Annotated in this window: 20 protein-coding genes and 1 tRNA gene; 17 read left to right on the forward strand and 4 right to left on the reverse strand. The window is 61.8% G+C overall.

All coding sequences use genetic code 11. From position 1 onward, the window contains the following. Nucleotides 1-5: 5 nt before the first annotated feature. The 3 genes from rpoZ to P3T16_RS22990 are packed head-to-tail and all read right to left on the reverse strand — an operon-like array spanning nucleotide 6 to nucleotide 1,883. Entirely contained in the window at nucleotides 6-209 is a 204-nt protein-coding gene (rpoZ, locus tag P3T16_RS22980) for a DNA-directed RNA polymerase subunit omega (RefSeq protein ID WP_429259634.1), read from the reverse strand. A 59-nt stretch (nucleotides 210-268) separates the two neighbouring features. Continuing rightward, entirely contained in the window at nucleotides 269-952 is a 684-nt protein-coding gene (gmk, locus tag P3T16_RS22985) for a guanylate kinase (RefSeq protein ID WP_429343992.1), read from the reverse strand. 7 nt (nucleotides 953-959) lie between these two features. Beyond that, entirely contained in the window at nucleotides 960-1,883 is a 924-nt protein-coding gene (locus P3T16_RS22990; protein ID WP_429259671.1) for a YicC/YloC family endoribonuclease, read from the reverse strand. Between the two features lie 237 nt (nucleotides 1,884-2,120). Between P3T16_RS22990 and rph the strand changes: the two genes are divergently transcribed. From rph to P3T16_RS23075, 17 genes are all read left to right on the forward strand, one after another. After that, nucleotides 2,121-2,861 (forward strand): ribonuclease PH, encoded by a 741-nt coding sequence (gene rph, locus P3T16_RS22995; protein WP_429259632.1) that lies wholly within the window; start codon nucleotides 2,121-2,123, stop codon nucleotides 2,859-2,861. Further along, entirely contained in the window at nucleotides 2,854-3,495 is a 642-nt protein-coding gene (gene rdgB / locus P3T16_RS23000; protein WP_429343993.1) for an RdgB/HAM1 family non-canonical purine NTP pyrophosphatase, read from the forward strand. Before rph ends, rdgB begins: the two co-directional genes overlap by 8 nt. Before the next feature lie 41 nt (nucleotides 3,496-3,536). Continuing rightward, nucleotides 3,537-4,745 (forward strand): radical SAM family heme chaperone HemW, encoded by a 1,209-nt coding sequence (hemW, locus tag P3T16_RS23005; protein ID WP_429344057.1) that lies wholly within the window; start codon nucleotides 3,537-3,539, stop codon nucleotides 4,743-4,745. A 55-nt stretch (nucleotides 4,746-4,800) separates the two neighbouring features. Further along, nucleotides 4,801-4,890, forward strand: a tRNA-Ser gene (locus tag P3T16_RS23010). Between the two features lie 212 nt (nucleotides 4,891-5,102). Further along, on the forward strand, nucleotides 5,103-6,347 hold the full coding sequence (locus tag P3T16_RS23015; protein ID WP_429343994.1) for a tyrosine-type recombinase/integrase: 1,245 nt from the start codon (nucleotides 5,103-5,105) through the stop codon (nucleotides 6,345-6,347). A 3-nt stretch (nucleotides 6,348-6,350) separates the two neighbouring features. Continuing rightward, on the forward strand, nucleotides 6,351-6,983 hold the full coding sequence (locus P3T16_RS23020) for a hypothetical protein (RefSeq protein ID WP_429343995.1): 633 nt from the start codon (nucleotides 6,351-6,353) through the stop codon (nucleotides 6,981-6,983). 309 nt (nucleotides 6,984-7,292) lie between these two features. Next, the gene (locus P3T16_RS23025; protein ID WP_429344058.1) at nucleotides 7,293-7,616 is read left to right on the forward strand and encodes a transcriptional coactivator p15/PC4 family protein; all 324 of its coding nucleotides are present in this window, start codon (nucleotides 7,293-7,295) and stop codon (nucleotides 7,614-7,616) included. Nucleotides 7,617-7,909: 293 nt separating this feature from the next. Further along, complete coding sequence (locus P3T16_RS23030; RefSeq protein ID WP_429343996.1) at nucleotides 7,910-8,239, forward strand: hypothetical protein; 330 nt, start codon at nucleotides 7,910-7,912, stop codon at nucleotides 8,237-8,239. After that, on the forward strand, nucleotides 8,236-8,568 hold the full coding sequence (locus tag P3T16_RS23035) for a hypothetical protein (RefSeq protein ID WP_429343997.1): 333 nt from the start codon (nucleotides 8,236-8,238) through the stop codon (nucleotides 8,566-8,568). Before P3T16_RS23030 ends, P3T16_RS23035 begins: the two co-directional genes overlap by 4 nt. After that, nucleotides 8,565-10,934 carry an AAA family ATPase gene (locus P3T16_RS23040; RefSeq protein ID WP_429343998.1) on the forward strand — a complete coding sequence of 790 codons (2,370 nt, stop codon included), beginning with the start codon at nucleotides 8,565-8,567 and terminating at the stop codon, nucleotides 10,932-10,934. The genes P3T16_RS23035 and P3T16_RS23040 overlap by 4 nt, the downstream gene beginning before the upstream one ends. Beyond that, the gene (locus P3T16_RS23045) at nucleotides 10,931-11,419 is read left to right on the forward strand and encodes a hypothetical protein (RefSeq protein WP_429343999.1); all 489 of its coding nucleotides are present in this window, start codon (nucleotides 10,931-10,933) and stop codon (nucleotides 11,417-11,419) included. The genes P3T16_RS23040 and P3T16_RS23045 overlap by 4 nt, the downstream gene beginning before the upstream one ends. Further along, nucleotides 11,416-11,721, forward strand: coding sequence for a hypothetical protein (locus P3T16_RS23050; RefSeq protein WP_429344000.1), 306 nt, complete (start codon nucleotides 11,416-11,418; stop codon nucleotides 11,719-11,721). Before P3T16_RS23045 ends, P3T16_RS23050 begins: the two co-directional genes overlap by 4 nt. A gap of 179 nt (nucleotides 11,722-11,900) precedes the next feature. Continuing rightward, nucleotides 11,901-12,122 carry a hypothetical protein gene (locus P3T16_RS23055; RefSeq protein ID WP_429344001.1) on the forward strand — a complete coding sequence of 74 codons (222 nt, stop codon included), beginning with the start codon at nucleotides 11,901-11,903 and terminating at the stop codon, nucleotides 12,120-12,122. A 2-nt stretch (nucleotides 12,123-12,124) separates the two neighbouring features. Continuing rightward, nucleotides 12,125-12,319 carry a hypothetical protein gene (locus P3T16_RS23060; RefSeq protein ID WP_429344002.1) on the forward strand — a complete coding sequence of 65 codons (195 nt, stop codon included), beginning with the start codon at nucleotides 12,125-12,127 and terminating at the stop codon, nucleotides 12,317-12,319. Nucleotides 12,320-12,330: 11 nt separating this feature from the next. Further along, entirely contained in the window at nucleotides 12,331-12,987 is a 657-nt protein-coding gene (locus P3T16_RS23065; protein ID WP_429344003.1) for a hypothetical protein, read from the forward strand. 119 nt (nucleotides 12,988-13,106) lie between these two features. Next, complete coding sequence (locus P3T16_RS23070) at nucleotides 13,107-13,304, forward strand: hypothetical protein (protein WP_429344004.1); 198 nt, start codon at nucleotides 13,107-13,109, stop codon at nucleotides 13,302-13,304. Between the two features lie 16 nt (nucleotides 13,305-13,320). Next, on the forward strand, nucleotides 13,321-13,431 hold the full coding sequence (locus P3T16_RS23075; protein ID WP_429344005.1) for an HNH endonuclease: 111 nt from the start codon (nucleotides 13,321-13,323) through the stop codon (nucleotides 13,429-13,431). 247 nt (nucleotides 13,432-13,678) lie between these two features. Here the strand turns inward: P3T16_RS23075 and P3T16_RS23080 are convergent, their stop codons facing one another. Beyond that, nucleotides 13,679-14,152 (reverse strand): hypothetical protein, encoded by a 474-nt coding sequence (locus P3T16_RS23080; RefSeq protein ID WP_429344006.1) that lies wholly within the window; start codon nucleotides 14,150-14,152, stop codon nucleotides 13,679-13,681. Nucleotides 14,153-14,169 lie beyond the last annotated feature (17 nt).

Consider the following 14,169-nt stretch of genomic DNA (forward strand, 5'->3'; position numbering starts at 1 on the left):
GTGCCTTAGGTCGGCACCTTCTTCAGCATTTCGACGCCGACGTGACCCGCCGCGATTTCACGCAGCGCGACAACGGTAGGCTTGTCGCGGCTTTCGATCTTCGGCGTGTGGCCTTGTGCGAGCTGACGCGCGCGATAGGTTGCGGCAAGCGCCAGTTCGAAACGGTTCGGGATCTGTTTCAGACAGTCTTCGACGGTAATGCGGGCCATGTTGGAAATTCCTTCTCAGTATGTTGCTTATTCTACCTTATGTGCCGGAAACCCCGCCGTCAGCCACCGTGCGGCAGATGGATGCCGAGCTGCACAAAAAGTTGCATGTGGCGCGCGTACTGCGAAGCGAAGCGTGAGCGCGTCGCCGCGACGAGACATTGCAGGTCCGCCAGCGCACGATCGAAGTTCTCGTTGATCACCACGTACTCGGCTTCGGCCGCGTGCGCCATCTCGCTACCGGCTGCAAGCAGACGCCGCGTAATCACGTTCGGTTCGTCCTGGCCACGCTTTTTCAGACGCTCTTCAAGTGCATCGAGCGACGGCGGCAGGATGAAAATTTCCACTGCATTGTGGAACTGCTTCTTCACCTGCTGCGCGCCCTGCCAGTCGATTTCGAGCAGCACGTCATGGCCGTTCTTCATCTGCTCCTCGATCCACACGCGCGAGGTCGCATAGTAGTTGCCGTGCACTTCCGCGCTTTCGAGAAACTCGCCCTGCGCGTGACGCGAGAGGAAATCGTCGACCGTCGTGAAGTGGTAGTGCTGGCCGTCCTGTTCCTTCGGACGCGGCGGCCGCGTCGTGTACGAAATCGACAGACGGATCACCGGATCTTTCGCGAGCAGCGCGTTCACGAGCGTCGATTTGCCCGCGCCCGACGGCGCCACGACCATGAACAGGTTGCCCGGATAAGCACCGGCGTAGGGGTTGCGCGGCGCGTTGCCTTCACGTGTCTGGCCAGTCATGGGCGTGTTACTCCAGGTTTTGTACTTGTTCGCGCATCTGCTCGATGAGGAGCTTCAGCGTCATCGACGAATCGGCAAGCTCCTTCGCGGCCGCCTTCGAACCGAGCGTGTTCGCTTCGCGATTCAGTTCCTGCATCATGAAGTCGAGGCGCTTGCCGACCTTGCCGCCCTTCTCGATCACATGACGCGTTTCGTTCAGATGCGCGGTGAGACGCGTCAGCTCTTCCGCGATGTCGATGCGGATGCCGTAAATCGTGACTTCCTGACGGATACGTTCCGCGATTTCCTCGCGCGAGACGATTGTCGCCGCTGTATCCGGCGCCGCGATACCGAGCGCTTCCTGCAGACGCTCGACGATCTTCTGCTGATGCTTCGTGATCAGTTCCGGCACGAGCGGCGTGATCTTCGTGACGATCGTTTCCATTTCGGTGACGTTCGCGAGCAGCATCGTCGCGAGCTGCGCGCCTTCGCGGGCGCGTACGTCGATCAGGTCGGCGATGGCCTGCTTGCCGCAGGCGAGCACCGCGTCGCGCAGCGTCTCCGGCGCCACGCCGCTTTCGGCGAGCACGCCCGGCCAGCGCAGGATTTCGCCGGTACGCAGGCGGCCGGCTTCCGGGAACACGCTCAGCACCGCGCGTTCGAGCAGCGCGAGCTGGTCGAGCGTCTCGCGGCTCACGGAGCCCGCGTTCGCCGACTGTTCGCTGCGCTGCAGGTTGATACGGATATCGACCTTGCCGCGCGACAGCTTGTTCATCAGCATTTCGCGCAGCGTCGGTTCGCAGACGCGTACGTCTTCCGGCATGCGGAAGTTGAGGTCGAGGAAGCGCGAATTGACGGTGCGCAGTTCGACCGAGACGCTCACGCCGCCTGTGCCTGAAGCCGCTGCGAGTTCGCGTGTGGCGCTCGCATAGCCAGTCATGCTGTAGATCATCATTCGTCTCGCGAAGGGCGGCCATCGTGCCAGCGCGCGCGCCAGCAGAAGGACCTGAGGATTCGAGCCGCCCGGCGTGTACGAGACGCGGGGCGAAGAACGCGCATTATCCCATCTTTAGCGCTTACGCCTCGCCCATGCTGCACCGGTGCGCTACGAAGGCGACCGGGCCTGCCGCACCGATCGGCGGTAAAATCGCAGTTTGCCCTCCTCTTCTCCTTTCCCCGGTTCCAGACAATGACAAACTCCACGAAACGTCCCAGCGGCCGCCCCGCCGACCAGCTGCGCGACGTGCGCATCACGCGTCATTACACGAAGCATGCAGAAGGCTCCGTGCTGGTCGAATTCGGCGACACGAAGGTGATCTGTACGGCAAGCATCGCCGAAACGGTGCCGGGCTTCCTGCGCGACCGCGGCCAGGGCTGGCTCACGGCCGAATACGGCATGCTGCCGCGCGCCACGCACACGCGCAGCGACCGCGAAGCCGCCCGCGGCAAGCAGACCGGCCGCACGCAGGAAATCCAGCGCCTGATCGGCCGTGCGCTGCGCTCGGTGTTCGATCTGGAAAAGCTCGGCGCGCGCACGCTGCATATCGATTGCGACGTGATCCAGGCCGACGGCGGCACCCGCACAGCGAGCATCACCGGCGCGTTCGTGGCCGCGCACGATGCCGTCGCGAAACTGCTCGCAACCGGCCGCATCGAATCGTCGCCGATTACGGATTACGTCGCCGCAATTTCGGTCGGTGTGTTCGACGGCCTGCCGGTGCTCGATCTCGACTACGACGAAGACTCGCAGTGCGACACCGACATGAACGTCGTGATGACGGGCGAAGGCGGCTTCGTCGAGCTTCAGGGTACGGCCGAAGGCGTGCCGTTTTCGCGCGATGAAATGAATGCGCTGCTCGATCTCGCGCAAAGCGGCATCGAAACGTTGATCGCGAAGCAGAAGGCAGCGCTGGAGTCGAAGGGTGAGTGAACGCAACACAATCGGCGGCACAATTGCTTCGTCGTTGAAGCAGGTCGTGCTTGCGTCGAACAATGCGGGCAAGCTGCGTGAATTCGCGGCGCTGTTCGAGACCGTCGGGATCGAACTGATCCCGCAGGGCAGGCTCAACGTGCCGGAAACGGAAGAGCCGCATCCGACGTTCGTCGAAAACGCGCTGACAAAGGCGCGTCATGCGTCGAAGATCACCGGCCTGCCCGCGCTGGCTGATGATTCCGGCCTGTGCGTCGTTGCACTGCGGGGCGCACCGGGCGTGTATTCGGCGCGTTACGCGCAGCTTGCCGGCGGCGAGAAAAGCGATGCGGCGAACAATGCGCGCCTCGTCGAACAGCTCGCGAATGAACCGGACCGCCGCGCGTACTACTACTGCGTGCTGGCGCTCGTGCGTCACGCCGACGATCCGGAACCGCTGATCGCCGAAGGCCGCTGGCATGGCGAAGTGCTCGGTGCGCCGCGCGGTGCGAACGGCTTCGGTTACGACCCGTACTTCTTTTTGCCGTCGCTGGATGCGAGTGCCGCCGAACTGGAACCGTCGGTGAAAAACGCGACGAGCCATCGCGCGATCGCGTTGCGGCAACTGCTAACGCGTCTGTTGGAGGCTGCGTGAGCGCCGCGTCTAATTCGGGCGCGGGCGGCGCGGGCGCTGGAATCGGCGGCATTGGCGTCAACGTCGTCAAGGCCTTCACCGCGCCAGGCGGCATCCGTTTGACGTCGTTGCCGCCGCTCGCGCTGTACGTGCATTTCCCGTGGTGCGTGCGCAAGTGTCCCTATTGCGATTTCAACTCGCACGAGTGGAAAGGCGATGCCTTCCCGGAAAACGATTATCTCGACGCGTTGCGCACCGATCTCGAACTGGCGCTGCCGCTTGTCTGGGGACGTCAGGTGCATACGGTGTTCATCGGCGGCGGTACGCCGAGCCTGCTGTCGGCAGCCGGGCTCGACCGGCTGCTGTCGGACGTGCGCGCGCTGCTGCCGCTCGACGCCGACGCGGAGATCACGCTCGAAGCAAACCCCGGCACATTCGAAGCCGCGAAGTTCGCGCAGTTTCGGGCGAGCGGCGTGAACCGGCTGTCGGTCGGTATCCAGAGTTTCAACGAAGCGCATCTGAAGGCGCTCGGCCGTATCCACGACTCGACGCAGGCGCGCGCCGCGGTCGAAGTCGCCGCGACCACGTTCGACAATTTCAATCTCGACCTGATGTTCGCGCTGCCGAAGCAGACGCTCGCCGAATGCCAGGCGGATATCGAAACGGCGCTGTCGTTCGCGCCGCCGCACCTGTCGCTGTACCACCTGACGCTGGAGCCGAACACGCTGTTCGCGAAGTTTCCGCCGCCGCTGCCCGACGACGACCAGTCCGCCGACATGCAGGACTGGATTCACGAGCGCACGGCGGCTGCCGGTTACGAGCACTACGAAGTGTCGGCGTATGCGAAGCCGCATCGGCAGAGCAAACACAACCTGAACTACTGGCGTTTCGGCGACTATCTCGGCATCGGCGCGGGCGCGCATACAAAGCTGTCGTTCCCGAACCGCATCCTCCGTCAGGCGCGCTACAAGCATCCGACGACGTTCATCGAGCAGGTGAAAGCCGGCGCGCCGGTGCAGGAAGAAAACGAAGTCGGACCACACGATCTGCCGTTCGAATTCATGCTGAATGCGCTGCGCCTGGTGGAAGGGTTTCCCGTGCACCGGTTCATCGAACGCACGGGAATGTCGATGACGTCGATTGAGCCGGCACTGCAGGAAGCGGAGAAGCGCGGGTTGATTGTCCGCGACCACGAGAAGATTGCGCCGACCGCACGCGGGCAGAATTTTCTCAACGATCTGCAGGCGCTGTTTCTCAAGGACGGACGCTGATTGCCAGCGCCAGTGGTCGCGTCGCGCGGCGATTTCGGGTTACAATTCGCGGCTTGGAGGTGTGGCCGAGCGGTTTAAGGCACCGGTCTTGAAAACCGGCGAAGGAGCAATCCTTCCGTGAGTTCGAATCTCACCGCCTCCGCCAGGACACCCCTTTCAATTCATCCGAATCAATCCGATTCAATCGCGCAAAACCTTACCAGCTAAGGCTTTCAGCGCAAAACCCCCAAATCAAAGTGTCCGGCTTCGTTGCAATTAATCGCGTTCAGTCGTAAATTTTATGGTGGACTGGATGGTGGACTAACGTTGGTGGACCAGATGGTGGACTGCTGGCGCACCGATCGATAACGAGCAACGATGCCAAAGAAAGCCAAGGAACTCGGGGCGCTCGCCGTGAAGCGACTAACGACGCCGGGAAAGCATCCCGTGGGCGGCGTGGACGGCCTGTATCTCAAAGTCGCGAGCGAGAGCTCACGGTCATGGGTGCTGCGGGTCGTCGCAGCCGGCAAGCGACGCGAGATTGGCTTGGGCGCCTACGCCGAGTCCGGCATGGGCGTCGCGGCAGCGCGAGCGAAGGCGCTGGCAGTCCGCGAAGACATCACCCGCGGCGTCGATCCGGTCATGCAGAAGAAAGAGGCCGCGAGCCGTCTGCGCGCGAGCCAGGCGCTCGAAATGACATTCGAGCAAGCGGCGAAGCGCTTCATAACGGCGAAAGAGCCCGAATGGCGCAACTCGAAGCACGGTGCGCAGTGGACGTACACGCTCGAGGAGTTCGCCTATCCGCTCATCGGCAAGATGATGGTCCGGCACGTCACGCGTGCGCATGTGACAGAGATACTCGAGCCGATCTGGACGACCAAGACGGAGACCGCCTCACGCCTGCGCGGCCGCATCGAGGCGATTCTCGATTGGGCCCGCGTGAAAGGGTTCCGCGATGAAGGCGTGAATCCGGCCGCGTGGCGCGGCAACCTCGACAAGCTCCTGTCTGCCCCGAAGAAAACCAAGCGCGTGCGCAATCACCCCGCCCTGCCGATCGTGCAGATGGGCGCATTCATGGTGACGCTGCGCGCGATCGAGGGGGTTAGCGCCCGCTGCTTGGAATTTACGATACTGACAGCGGCCCGCTCCGGCGAGGCACGCTTTGCCGAGTGGCCCGAAATCGACCTTGAGAAAATGGTCTGGTCGGTGCCCGCCGAGAAAATGAAGGCGAAGAAAGAGCACCGCGTGCCGCTCTCGCCGGCCGCCGTGCGCCTACTGGAGTCGATCGAGCGAAAAAAGGATGTTGCTCTTGTGTTCCCGAGTCCCCGCTCGGGTCGCGCGCTTTCCGATATGTCACTGCTGGAACTGATGCGTCGACAGAGTCTGGAAGCCACGCCGCACGGCTTCCGCTCGACGTTCCGGGACTGGGCGGGCGAGTACACGAACTATCCGCGCGAGTTGGCAGAAGTTGCGCTGGCGCACATCAAGGGCGACGCGACAGAGGCCGCTTACTGGCGCGGCGACGTTCTGGAAAAGCGTCGGCGCATGATGGCCGACTGGGCCGAATTCATCGCCCGGCCGCGCGAAGGCGGCGACGTCATACCCATCAACAAGCAGGCCTAGCGCATGAGAACGCAACGAAAGCCAAAGCAAATTCAACTCGCGATCCATCTGTATAGCGCGCTTGACAGCATGTACGACGATCCACCTGCTGGCCTCCCACGGTTGAGCCCGAAGGAGTTCAAAGCCAAATATGTGCTGCCGTGGCGTGACGCGAAATACTCGTCGCCTGACGAGGCGTTGGCGCGAATACAACTGATGCTTAGCGAAGCGGAGGCGCAGGCATTGCCGGTAGCGCTGCACGACGCCGTGTGTGTCGAGTCCATCTGCGCCTTTGTCGGCGTATCAATGCATTACCTTCGGAAAGACGATAGAGAAGAAGCATGGTCCATGTTCGCCCTTGCTCAGCACGGGCTAGGCGTCAGGGCAGGCGCCGACTCCGGGGCGGCCGGAGATCGCCTTTCGGCGATTGCGAGCCTAGGTGGCAAAGCGCGAGCCGCGAAAGATCCGAAGCAAAGGGAGAAGACGTTCATCAAGGATTGCTGGCAGGACTGGCAACTGAAACCAGACACGTATAAGTCGAAAGCCGCTTTCGCGGTCGATATGCTCGATAAGTGCGAGCACTTGAGCAGCCAGAAAAAGATCGAAGACTGGTGTCGAACTTGGGAATCTGAAACCCTCACCCTTCCGGCAGAGTGAGCATCCTGCCGGCTGAGGTGTTTTGAGCAGGCCGACTTATCCATAAATTTCGTATCGACCCGTCCAATCCCGGACGCCTTCTGAGTCGATACGGATGAAATTAGCAGACACCCTGAAGAATTTCGACAGCCTGCCGAACGCGGCGGGTGTTGATGTTCAAACTGTGGCCGCCCTCTGCGGCTGCAGCGTCGCCACGACTTGGGAGCGTGCTCGTCGCGGCGCACTCCCGAAACCACGCAAGATCGGCGGCTCCACTCGCTGGAACGTTGGAGAGCTCCGTGCGGTTCTCACGGGAGAGCCCGCGTGACGATGATGACGACCCAAAATGAAAAGGGCCGCGACTCCGGCAAGAGCGCGACCCCGACGACGACCCGAGCCGATGTTAACACCGGGCCGCCGACAAATGCCGATCTGCCAGTGCTCGATCTGCAAAAAAATGCGCGGGAGCGGTTGCGCGTAACGCACACGACATTCAAGGGAAAACCGTACATCGATCTGCGGGTCTGGTTCGTCGATGCCGCCGGCGACTACCAGCCATCGCGGAGCGGCGTGAGCATCCGTCCAGATCATCTCGCCGAGATCGTGCGAGCGCTGACCCTAGCCGGCCGCGAGCTGCCGCTAGGAGGCGCGTGATGCCATCCTTCAAAAAGACCTTGCGACACGTAAACCCGGGCGCGTATACTTTGGGCGTGCCTGAGACAACAGGCAACCTGGATTGGCGTCCAGAAAGGAATAGGCGGACAACCGCCGCAGCGCGGTTTTTTTACGTCCGCACGTCATCGCACGCCTTCATTGGTCGGGCCTTGGCGGGGGAGCCTTCGGGCTCGCCGGTTTCCTATTCGCCGGTACGCCAACCTCGCCATGCGCCCGGCCACCCCAATTGGCGTTGGGGGCCGGGTTACTCGACCCGAATAGGAGGCCGCACGATGCGCCATATTTCCGCTCGTCCTGAGCAATCGCAACTCCCTAGCCAACATCAGTCGCCCGCCGCGACCTCAATTCCTGTGGCATTCATCGCTTCTGGCGAGGCGAACGGAAAGCCGGTCGGCCTTGGCGGCTTCATGACCATCGCGCCTCGTGGAATGAAGTACCTACCGCCGTGCGCATCGATCGAGGAGGCCCGCGAAGAGATCCGCGATCGCAGCCTGTACGAAGGTGAGCCCGGCTGGAAGATCCTTGAATTGGACGACAACGGCGACCCGATCGGCGAGAGCGCCGCTGCGGACGCTGACCTCTTCTCGGGAGCGGCGCAATGAGCACGCTAATCGAAACATCAATCTTGAGCCTGGTTTCGCTCCATCGACTGGTCGATGACGCGGCCGGCCAGTTCGCCATCGCATCGGAAACGCTGAACGATCTGGGCGCGCTGTTCGAAGCCATCATCGCAGCAACCAAAGGGCACGAACTGGCGCACCGGCTGGCGGCCCTTGGTGCGCGTACGGCCGAGGAATATCGCGAGTCCTTCGAGACGAAGAGAGACGACTACAACCGACACAGCGGCAACATCGTGGAGGCGATGCAAGCTTCCCGTGGCGAACGTCGGCGTATTCATTCCATTGAGGATTCCTCACTGGAGGTTGTGTGAGCGCATATGTCGAAGAAGATCGCATCCGCGCGGCACTGAGCCATGTTCCGGCCGATAGCCGGGATACCTGGGTACAGATGGGCATGGCGGTTAAGGCCGAACTCGGCGAGGGCGGTTTCGACCTGTGGGACGAATGGTCCGCAACCAGTGACGCCTACAGCGAGAGCGACACACGTGCAGTCTGGCGTTCGTTTAAGGCGGGCGGCATCACGATTGCCACGCTGTTCAAGGAAGCGATCGGCCACGGCTACACCGAGAGCGAGCCGCTCAAGCCGATCGACCCGGCAGAGCAGGCCCGCCGGCGGGCTGTGCGTGCGCAGGAGGCGAAGGAGGCCGCGGCGCGCCATGACCGCACCCAGACCGAAGCCGCCGACAAGGCGCGCGACCTATGGGAGAAGGCCGGAAAGGTGCACGCAGAGCATGGCTATGTGCGCGCGAAGAAGATCAAGCCTTACGGCGCGAAGCAATTGCGCGAACAGCTCGTCATCAAGATTCAGGACGTGGACGGCGCCCACCAGTCCGCCCAGTACATCCAGACGGACGGCAGCAAGACGTTCCAGACTGGCGGGCGCATCAGCGGTTGCTTTGCTGCGGTAACGGCGGGCGTTAAGCCGAATGCCAAAATCCCGCTGCTGATCCCCGAAGGCTATGCAACGGCGTGCAGCCTGCACGAGGCCACCGGTTTCCCGGTGGCCGCCGCGATGAACGCCGGCAACCTGCTGAACGTGGCAAAGGCATGGCGGGCCAAGTATCCGCGCATGCGCATCGTGATCTGCGCCGACGACGACACCGAGACGGCGGGCAATCCGGGGATGTCCAAGGCAACAGAGGCTGCGCGCGCTGTCGGCGGCCTGCTTGCTGTGCCCGACTTCGGGCCCGCACGGCCGCAGGGCGCCACGGACTTCAACGACCTTGCTTCGCTCGATGGGCTCGATGCCCTGCGGCGCTGTGTCGCCGCAGCAATGCCGCCGGGAGGCGTCGCCAGCACAAAGAAGCGAGCGGCGCCCACGGTCAACCTGTCTTGCGCGGCCGACATCGTGCCCGAGCCGATTCACTGGCTGTGGCCGGGATGGCTGCCGGCTGGCAAGCTGGCGATTCTCGCCGGCCAGCCAGGGTGCGGCAAGACGACTATCGCTATCTCGCTGTCGGCTGCTATCTCGAGGGGTTCTGAGTGGCCTGACGGCACGCGATGCAAGACGCCGGGAAACATCCTCATCTGGACCGGCGAAGACGGCCTGGCTGATACGCTGGTCCCTCGCCTGATCGCTGCCGGCGCGGATTTGAAGCGCGTCTTCTTCGTCGAGTCCATTAACGACGATCTCGGAGAGCTGCAACCGTTTGATCCGAGTCGCGATGTGCCAATCCTCGCCGAGCGAATCGAGCAGATGGGCGGCGCGAGTTTGTTGGTAGTCGATCCGATTATCAGTGTGGTCAATGGCGACTCGCACAAGAGCGGCGACGTGCGTAAGTCGCTACAACCGCTTATCGACATTGGCGCCACGCACGGCTGCGCGATTCTGGGCATTACGCACTTCAGCAAGGGTTCCAAGGGCTCTTCGCCGACTGAGCGTATTCTCGGCTCGCAGGCGTTCGGTGCGGCCGCGCGCATGATCCTGATCGCCGGCAAGGATGAGTCGTCAGACCGTCGAATCTTCGCCAAATCGAAGTGCAACATTGCTGGCGACACCGGCGGATTCGAATACGCAATCGAGACACTCGATGCTCAGGACGGGCTTGCATCCAGCCGCATCGCTTGGGGCGAACCGCTCGACGGCTCCGCGAAAGAGATCCTGCGCGAGCTGGAGGCCGACGATACCGAGGGGGAGCAGCAGGATGACCGAGAATCGAAGTTCGAACGTGCCCGCTGCATGATCTACGAGTGGCTAACCCCCTTCATGAGCACGAAAGAGATGAAGGCGGCAGCGCAAGCCGAGGGCGTGAGCTGGAGAATGGTCGAGGCAGCTAAAGCCGCCGAGGTCTCCGCCGGAAACAAGATTCGCGCGGTAAAGCACGGCAATGCGTGGGGCTGGATTTGGGACCACTACGAGGTAAAGCACGGAGACTCAACTCCGCAACTGCATCTGGTTTCAAGTCCGCAGGAAATTCAAGTCCGCAAAGACGATTGCGGAGTTGAGTACGTTACCCAGCAAGGCTTTCAAGCCAAGTCCGCAACTCCGCAGTCAGTTTCGGGGGTCGTCGGAGTTGGCGATTCAACCCCGCAAGCGAAAGGCAACTCCGCAGCATCCGAAAATCATTGCGGAGTTGCGGACTTGCCAGCAAACCCTTACCCAGCAAGGGATTCAACTCCGCAATCAACTCCGCAGTGCGGACTTGAGGGCGATTCCGACGATGGAGGTGAACTGTGAACGTTGCCACCCTCGTCGAAGAAGCTCGCGCCGCTGGCGTCAGCCTGTGCCTGCAAGACGGCAAGGTGAAGATGCGTGGTCCGGTCGAAGCGCAGGAGGCATTGAGACCATCGCTGGCACCGCACCGTGACGAGATTCGAGCGTATCTGCAAGCCGAGAATCGATTGGCCGAGCAGCCGCCCGAGGATTGCGCGGGCGCCTTGCAGTCGGCAGACGGCGGATTCTATCTGCCGTGGGGACCGTACCTCACTGCCGACAACATCCGCGTGATGCACGTCGAGCTGGTTTGGATCATTGAGCATCTGGCTCAACTGGAGGTCTGGCCCGAAGAGCATCGCGAAGACGTGCTGTCTCGCGCGATACGCGGCCCGTTGAGTGACTTGCTGCCGAATCTGCACCACTTCAACCAACGATTGACGGAGGCGAACGCAGCAGCGGCGGCGCGCGTTGCTGTCCACGCTCGCACATGGAGGTATGCCCGATGACTGCTGGACTGCGCATTTGGAATGCGGATGGCGTACTGATCCTCGACGCGACAAGCCGTCTCGGGCGTATCAAGGGGAATGCGCGTGTGGAGGGCTTCGCTGGAGCGAAGGCAGCGGACCTGTCGGACGGCACGCCGTTCTATTCGTTTCAGCCGGACTTTCTGTTCGCGCACATCAGCAACCAGACGCCTCCGCCGATATTCACGATTAACGCGAACGGTATCAGTTGGGTATACAGCTCGACGGCGGGCATGAACAACCCGAATCCGATCACCGGGTACGTCTTTTACGGAGTGTTCTGACGCCCGGTCGCGCACCCGACGGATAGGCGGCGCGGTCGTGCTCCAGTGATCGCACAAAGGAGGTCGACACACTCAGATGCAGGACAGCAGGCGGCGGCCCGGGTAAGTGAAACCAATGAACCGAGTCGTGACCTAAGTAGTACTAACCGCAACGTGGCAATGCCACACAGGAGAGTCACTTGAACACAGCAGAGACACGCCAGGCCATCCACGAAACCCTGGAGCAGATTCGCACGGTTCCGGACGCCCTGATGCGCGCCCGGGATTTCGGGGACAAGGCCCATTCTCAGGAACACGTCATTAGGCAGCTCGTGGACGACATGAACGCACGCATTGACGCAGTGCAGGCGGCCGCGCTGACCATGGTCGTGGCAGAGCCCGAGTCGGCTTCCGGAGCATGAAGATGAAAGACAACCTGACCAAGACCGGAATGATCGGCCGACCGATGGGAATGCCGCGCGAGGTGCTGGAGAAGATGGGGAAAACCAACCCCACGGCGAAGGCAGTGAGCGCACTGGTGAACGGCAGCACGAGTCTCGATGAGAAGCGCCGCATTGTTCGCCGGATGCAGATGGACAACCTGAATAACCACAAGTGAGGTGACAGCAGATGAAAACCGTTATTGAGAATCTCGACTATCCGCATATCAACGCTCTGCCCGAGTACAGGGCGGAAACCGACAAGCTAGGGCGCTTTCACGCCGAGCTTGCCAAATGCGAAACGCGCAACGTCGAATTGCACGCGGCTTGGATGGCTGAGCAGGAGAGCAAGTCACAGCAGACCGACGCCGAGCGCATTGCAGCCGCAGAGCGCCTGCTGGACGGTAAGCCCGTGCTGGACCTTCCTGACCAGATCAAGCAGAACATGACGCTTGCGGACAGCCTGCGGCGCGCGATCTCGTCGCAATCGCTTGTGGTGCGCGATCTGGCGTACGACCTTTCACGCAAGGCAGCCGAGCGGTTCGAAGCGGAACACAAGAACCGGGTTAAGCGCGTAGCAGATGCCTTGATCGAACTGCACACTGCGACCCAGAGCGAAATCGGCCTGCACGATTTCATCGACAGCCTTGGATACAGTCAAAAGCTGCCAGCAATGCGCTTCGCTCCGCCGGGGTGCGGGCTGGACCCACAAGATCAAACCGGAGGATATGCGCCGGCGTGGTATCGGGATGCGATCGAGTATGTGATGACCGATGAGGAGCGGCAGGCGAAGGCAGACAACGCGGCGGCGGACGGCCGGCGCCGTAAGCTGGCAGCGCTGACCTGATCCCGATAGTGGTGCGCATCGCGCGAATGTGATGCGCGCCAACCCCGCCCCGCACGGGGCGCGCGTTCAACTTGGGTGGCGTTGTCCGACTCCGCGTCAAACTACCAGCAAATCACGTCATGAATAGACCGAAACTCAAAACGCTCAAGCCGCGCGTGCCGGCGGTAAACGCCAACCGCATTCCGACATTGGAAGCCAAGGCTGGGACCACGCCGCGTGTGCGCGGTCGAAAGTGGGTCGAAACTCGCAAGCGCATTGCGGTCGAGCAGCAGTTCATCTGGCGAGGCTGCGGATGCGTCTGGCAGCCCGTGGCGTGATCAGGTCGACCACGACGTGCCGCTCGAGCAAGGCGGGAGTAACGATGACGGGAATCTCAACCTATTGTGCGTGGAGTGCCACAACGCGAAGACAGCGCAAGAGGCGGCGGCGCGCGCGAGAGGCTGAACGGGCCGCTCCCGCGGCCTTCTGGTGCCGCTGACGGTGATGACAAGAGGGGCATCAACGATGAGCACCCTCGGGATCGGCGCTGAGGATCGGATCGAAGCGGCCAAGCGTTGACGCCTTACTTCAATCTCAGGCTTGTGGACGACGAGGAGCAAGACGACTGACCCGATGTTCTATCCGCGGGCCCACTCGCAGAAAGGGGGGACGCCCACGACTTTACAACGCCATAAGGAAGTTGAAACGGGGATTAATGTTGACTCGGAAGTCTCATGAGCAATACAACCCAGATGCCACCGATAATTACCGGCAAGAAGTTCCACGCAGTCACATAACTGACCCATGGTCGCTTCGGAAGGGCCCAGCCAATCACTCCGGGACCATCGTATGTGGCAGGCCTATTAGCTTCCCACCATTTAAGCAACCTGTTAGTCGCGATTGCCGATGCGCCCAAGCCAAGGATGGAAATGAAGGCGACGCCTAAGCCTCCCCAGCAGATAATCTTCGGCAGTTCTGAAATACCAATAGAACCGGCATCCTTCGTCCCAAGAAGCCCAAACGCCGTGAAAAGAAGCCCTTCAAAGGCTGAAAGCCACCCGAGTCTTTGGCTCACGACGTTCGACTCATGCTCAAGCAGCTTGCGCACATCATCAGCCAATTCCCGCGCGGTCGACCCATCCGTTTTTGTTCCAGTGCCGCCAGTCAGTTCATCAAGATCGCTCATTTCAGCCCTCGTGATCT

The organism is Paraburkholderia sp. GAS42, from assembly GCF_050436565.1.
Classification (GTDB): Bacteria; Pseudomonadota; Gammaproteobacteria; order Burkholderiales; family Burkholderiaceae; genus Paraburkholderia.

Excerpts from the sequence above, each read along its gene's own strand:
- rpoZ (WP_429259634.1), bottom strand. The coding sequence starts at position 209 with ATGGCCCGCATTACCGTCGAAGACTGTCTGAAACAGATCCCGAACCGT.
- gmk (WP_429343992.1), bottom strand. The coding sequence starts at position 952 with ATGACTGGCCAGACACGTGAAGGCAACGCGCCGCGCAACCCCTACGCC.
- P3T16_RS22990 (WP_429259671.1), bottom strand. The coding sequence starts at position 1,883 with ATGATCTACAGCATGACTGGCTATGCGAGCGCCACACGCGAACTCGCA.
- rph (WP_429259632.1), top strand. The coding sequence starts at position 2,121 with ATGACAAACTCCACGAAACGTCCCAGCGGCCGCCCCGCCGACCAGCTG.
- P3T16_RS23015 (WP_429343994.1), top strand. The coding sequence starts at position 5,103 with ATGCCAAAGAAAGCCAAGGAACTCGGGGCGCTCGCCGTGAAGCGACTA.
- P3T16_RS23020 (WP_429343995.1), top strand. The coding sequence starts at position 6,351 with ATGAGAACGCAACGAAAGCCAAAGCAAATTCAACTCGCGATCCATCTG.
- P3T16_RS23025 (WP_429344058.1), top strand. The coding sequence starts at position 7,293 with ATGATGACGACCCAAAATGAAAAGGGCCGCGACTCCGGCAAGAGCGCG.
- P3T16_RS23030 (WP_429343996.1), top strand. The coding sequence starts at position 7,910 with ATGCGCCATATTTCCGCTCGTCCTGAGCAATCGCAACTCCCTAGCCAA.
- P3T16_RS23035 (WP_429343997.1), top strand. The coding sequence starts at position 8,236 with ATGAGCACGCTAATCGAAACATCAATCTTGAGCCTGGTTTCGCTCCAT.
- P3T16_RS23050 (WP_429344000.1), top strand. The coding sequence starts at position 11,416 with ATGACTGCTGGACTGCGCATTTGGAATGCGGATGGCGTACTGATCCTC.
- P3T16_RS23060 (WP_429344002.1), top strand. The coding sequence starts at position 12,125 with ATGAAAGACAACCTGACCAAGACCGGAATGATCGGCCGACCGATGGGA.
- P3T16_RS23065 (WP_429344003.1), top strand. The coding sequence starts at position 12,331 with ATGAAAACCGTTATTGAGAATCTCGACTATCCGCATATCAACGCTCTG.
- P3T16_RS23070 (WP_429344004.1), top strand. The coding sequence starts at position 13,107 with ATGAATAGACCGAAACTCAAAACGCTCAAGCCGCGCGTGCCGGCGGTA.
- P3T16_RS23080 (WP_429344006.1), bottom strand. The coding sequence starts at position 14,152 with ATGAGCGATCTTGATGAACTGACTGGCGGCACTGGAACAAAAACGGAT.